This window comes from Candidatus Poribacteria bacterium, from assembly GCA_021295715.1.
In the GTDB taxonomy this organism is placed as follows: Bacteria; Poribacteria; WGA-4E; order WGA-4E; family WGA-3G; genus WGA-3G.
Map to the genome: position 1 here is coordinate 1 of JAGWBV010000147.1, position 4,785 is coordinate 4,785.

General features: G+C 47.4%; 5 protein-coding genes. 1 reads left to right on the forward strand and 4 read right to left on the reverse strand.

Annotation, left to right across the window (positions count from 1 at the left end):
* Positions 1–80: 80 nt before the first annotated feature.
* From J4G07_21935 to J4G07_21950, 4 genes are all read right to left on the reverse strand, one after another.
* On the reverse strand, positions 81–656 hold the full coding sequence (locus J4G07_21935) for a sigma-70 family RNA polymerase sigma factor (protein ID MCE2416645.1): 576 nt from the start codon (positions 654–656) through the stop codon (positions 81–83).
* Between the two features lie 99 nt (positions 657–755).
* Positions 756–1,028, reverse strand: a complete 273-nt coding sequence (locus J4G07_21940; GenBank protein MCE2416646.1) for a hypothetical protein — start codon at positions 1,026–1,028, stop codon at positions 756–758.
* 487 nt (positions 1,029–1,515) lie between these two features.
* Entirely contained in the window at positions 1,516–2,322 is an 807-nt protein-coding gene (locus J4G07_21945) for a hypothetical protein (protein MCE2416647.1), read from the reverse strand.
* A 529-nt stretch (positions 2,323–2,851) separates the two neighbouring features.
* Complete coding sequence (locus J4G07_21950; protein MCE2416648.1) at positions 2,852–3,865, reverse strand: sigma-54-dependent Fis family transcriptional regulator; 1,014 nt, start codon at positions 3,863–3,865, stop codon at positions 2,852–2,854.
* 727 nt (positions 3,866–4,592) lie between these two features.
* On the opposite strand from J4G07_21950, the gene J4G07_21955 reads away from it, so the two are divergent.
* On the forward strand, positions 4,593–4,785 hold a 193-nt coding region (locus J4G07_21955), incomplete at its 3' end, for a helix-turn-helix domain-containing protein (protein ID MCE2416649.1).

Sequence of the window (4,785 nt, forward strand, 5' to 3'; positions counted from 1 at the left end):
TGCATTAGAAGTTGCCGGTTCCCAGTAATCAAACGCCCACCAAAAACCGAATATCCCTGAAACCCGTAAAACGCAGACACTCATGCAAGCCAAGGCACGTGGCGATTTTCCACGTAGGGCGTGAGTAACTCCCGGAGCTGCAAACGGGCATTGCGGAGATGGCTTTTGACCGTGCCTTCGGAACGTCCGATTTCTGCGGCGATGGCTTTGATGGGCAGTTCGTGGTAATAGTAGAGCAGAAAGACGCGTCGGCGGGTGGCGGTGAGTGCCGTTAGGGCTTTCTGAAGGTGTTCTCGGAGTTCTGCGCGTTCCACGGCACGACTCGGACACGGGTCGGTCTCGGTGATGCGGTTTTCGTCAACGAGATGCAGCGGTTCAGTGTTATACTTTTGTCTACGGAAATGGTCGATGCAGACGTTCTCAGCAATGCGATACAGCCAAGAATAGAAAGCGGAGCCGCCCCGGAAACTGCTGATGGCACGAAATGCACGAAGCCACGTCTCTTGCGTCAAGTCTTCGGCGATTTCGGGGTCTGTGACGCGACGGCGGATATGACGATAGAGGCGGTCTTGATACTTGCCAACGAGCGGGGTAAAGGCTTCGGGATCGCCGGCGTGTGAGCGTCGGATGATGTCGGTTTCGTCGAGAGTTAACAACGTTTCGGTGTTCCTTTCATTTCAACAAGGGTGTGGTGCTAAGGTGAAGGGTTCGCCGCACGCCTGCTTTTTCCAGTGTTACTTGTTTCGGTTGGATGTCTACCAGCGTGGTGTAGGGGTCAAGTGTGTCGCCGAGACGGACGATATATGTTGTTCTCGCTGTCGTGCTTTGGAGGATTGCCTGTGGTGGTGTTTCTCCATCACTGGGGAGGAGCGTTCCGAGTAAGCGATAGGGGTCAATCGGCGTGGCGGTGTCCGGTATCCGAGTGGATGAAACAGATTGTTGTCTACGATCGTCCGGTGGAACTCGGATTTCTGGAATGTCTCCAAATCGTTTTTTGGGAAAGTGGGCACGGGGTTACCGTGTTTCACGGTTGTGTTCTCCCGTTTTCCTTTGCTTTCGGAAATCCGATCGCCTGTGTGTTGGGGTTGGGTCTGGGGAGCGTGGAAAAACAGACACAGGAGAAAACAGGCGAGTACGAGGGAAACAGGCGATGTGATAGGAACACCACACCGCCTGTTTGTTTAAATTAGTTACAATAGGATGACGACCAGTAAGGGGACGGCTGTCCTGCATTATTCACTGCAGCAGACGCAGACGACTCGTTGAAAGCTCCTTGAAAAGAACCTCCTTTATAATCGTTAGGACCGGACCCCACATGACACCATGTGTGAAAATAACCTGATTCGCCAGCGTATGCTGATGCCCAGGCTTCTGCCCACCAGATTGTAGTGTCTGTATCATGGTAATAGTGATAACCCTTATAGTTATGATCGTTCTTTGGCAGCACATCGCTCACCAAGGCAAAAAATAAGAAACAAAATATCCCGATTATTAGACATGAAGTAAATCGCATGTTTATCTCCTTTGTAAATGTAGAAATTGGTACGGGTCAATTCCAGCTGATTCCTGCTCCATAAAGTGAATTCCTGGAGGGATTGTCCCCTCCATAAAATCCCTGAATGAGAGATGTGGGAAACCATCGCCAGCCCTCAAATTCCCCGCATATCGGAAAAGGACTTTTCCGTTTTCATCTTTTAATTCCCGCCAGGTAACATAGGCTCGATCAGAATAAAGTGGGTAGACTTTACCATTTTCATCATCTCTTATTACACCACTGAAATCCCGATCTCCTTGATTCCAGAGTTTAATGAGAACACGCCCCATCAATTCAAAGTCTTCCAAACGACTTGTTTCATGAAGTTGTCGCTCGTCTTCAAACCAAGTCCATACAGGCATGAGGGTTTCAGGATAATCTGCAGGCACCTCTGGATACGGTCCATATCCATAAGGCGAGACAGGCACAGGTTCGGCGGGTTCCTCCTCCGATACAAAATCATCAGATAGAAACGCAGCTGACAAGTCAATAGTCTCTGCGTCGTCACTTGGCAATGCCGCGGTGTCGACATCCCTCGGCTGCGCATCATGGTTTTCAAGGGGTGTTTCCGCTTGTTCAAAGTCCACCCTACTTGTTTCTACTGTGTTTGCTGTGGTGCCGGTCTGAGTCCTGTTTTCGAGTGCTCGCACGGCGTGATCTGTCCGCTGTAATTCCGCATCAGTTGTGCGACGGACGTGCCAACTATAAAATTGGGACCCGACAATCATCAGTAGAAAGAAAACGGTGCCTGCAAGGATCGCTCGGTTAAAAAAAACATCCCAGAACATACTTTTATCGCCCTCATAAAGTGGATGGAAAAAATGCCAAAAAAAGTGATCGGTTGGAGAGATGGCAATCCTTTCCTGCTTTGTGTGAATGTGAGTTTGGTATGAAAATCGACGCGTTTGCGTCGAAACTCACATTCTACCTATAGTTTAGCAAGTTTCGTGCCAATCCCTTTAGTAAAATACGCACCCCTGTTGAACCCTCTGAAATTAAGAGAATCCTATCTATGACAATACCCCAAAACATAGGCACACACTCGGTTTACCCACAACTGCCTCAAGAAATAGAATCTTTCCCCTATCTTCAAACCCTCTATCGTCACGTCGAATGCAGACCCATTTTGAACCGCATCATTTTGATACAGTGCACCATATTGATGCATGTGCCTCGTGTCATTCTATCCGGATTTCCACACTCGCGCGTTCTACACAAGTGCTATAGTGCCATAAGTCCAGAAAACTGCTGATACCGTTTATACGATGTTAACAGGTCTGTATTTTTTTACAAGGAAAAACAAAAAGGCCTCCATCCTCAAGCGTCAACATCACCGAAATAAATATCATATTTCTTCAACTTCCTTTGCAGCGTGCTTCTGCCAATCCCCAACATTTTCGCAGCTTGTGTCCGATTCCCCTCAAGCGATGCTAATACCTTACGGATGAACGTTTCTTCCACCTCTTCAAGCGTCATGTCGAGTGAAACCGTTACGCTTTGGGCATTTTCAGGTGTAGCGGGTCCTTCAGAGATCGGCAATGGGTGATTATGATATGGACGAAACTTTTCCGGCAAGTGTTCCGGTAAGAGCATTTGATCTTTGACAAGGTGAGATGCCGTTTCAATCACATTTTCCAACTCCCGCACGTTTCCGGGCCACAGATAACTTTTGAGAAGAACCAAGGCACTCAATGCTATCTGTGGAACTTCTGATGTATCGACTCGGAGATGCTTCCCAAGAAAGTGCAGGACCAACGCTTCAATGTCTTCGCCTCGCACCGTCAGCGTCGGCAGGGAAATACCGGCAACATTTAAGCGATAATAGAGGTCTGCACGAAACCTCCCATCCTTAACGGCTTGTTCCAAGTCTTTGTTGGTAGCCGTTACGATTCGGACATCTACCGGAATCGGCTTTTCGCCACCAACGCGTTCAATCTCAGATTCTTCAACCGCATGAAGTAGTTTCGACTGCATGGAAAGCGGCATCTCTCCGATTTCATCCAAGAAGGGTGTGCCGTTGTCTGCCCTTTCAAACCTACTGATATGCCGTGTATCAGCACCAGTGAACGCGCCCTTCTCATATCCAAACAATTCGCTCTCCAGTAAAGTCTCTTGTATCCCCGCACAGTTGACAGAAATCATTTCTCCCGATCTATTGCTGTTTTTGTGCAGCGCACGCGCCACCATCCCCTTACCCGTCCCCGTTTCACCAGAAATGAGGACTCTCGTCGATGTCGCTGCGAAGTGCTCAATTTGTTGGAGGACTTCAAATATCTGCGGACTGTCGCCGATAATTTCACTATAGTCGCCATGTAATGTATGTCTCGTCATTGAAATCTGAGGCCCTCCTATCTACCGACGAATCTAAAACTTCACCCACCTGTCCATTTAAAAACTGTCCAGGGATGCATCTCTCGTCCCGCTGGAACCTCCGCGCATAGAAACCCACGAACGCTCAATTCAGTAATTTGCGCGCGACACCTTAGGTTATAAAGACCACATTTTTGAGTGGATTTCGTGCATAAAATGAAAAAAAATGAAAAAAATTAGGGAATCTCAGGAAAAATTAGGAAATTTAAGGGAAACCGGTGAAAAAATAAAGGTGGGTTTGGTTCAGGGATTTGGCAGTTTTCTGAAAATCCGTTGTGCCCCGCGAGGGACAAAAAGAAAACAGCACAGCAATACCTGCTGATACCGTATTGTGAAAGATATTAATTATAGTAAAGTCTAAAAATAAGTGAACACTTTAGAAAACACAAAACATTCTCCCCCGCTGGCGAGGTTTGTAACCTCGCCTTCTGTTGGTGTCCAAATAATTATGGGCTTTACTATAATGTGTGTAAAGAGGAAGGCGGGGGGTAAGTTGCAGTTCGGTATTTCCTACTAAAACCTATAAGAACCTGTTAGAATCTAAAGTTGTGTCATTTTTTTTTGACAATACTTTGAGAAAGTGCTATAATAAATGTATCACGTGGCGAGGGCTTGCTACCTGCCTGCAAGGGCAGCCCCCTCGCCGACCGACTGTAGCAAGCGGTAAAAACGTGATACGTGAGAATCCATGCCTTTACGAACACAGCAAATAGAACTGAATCCGAATAACAAGCAATCTACGTGTATGTCTCAACATTGTGGCTATGCCCGTGTTGCCTTCAACTTTGGTTTGTCGTCGTTCAAAGTCGGTTTAGACCAAGACGAATGGCGAACCCATGTTGATATCAAGCGTGAGTTTAACGCCGTCAAATACGATAAGT

Excerpts from the sequence above, each read along its gene's own strand:
- J4G07_21950 (MCE2416648.1), bottom strand. The coding sequence starts at position 3,865 with ATGACGAGACATACATTACATGGCGACTATAGTGAAATTATCGGCGAC.
- J4G07_21945 (MCE2416647.1), bottom strand. The coding sequence starts at position 2,322 with ATGTTCTGGGATGTTTTTTTTAACCGAGCGATCCTTGCAGGCACCGTT.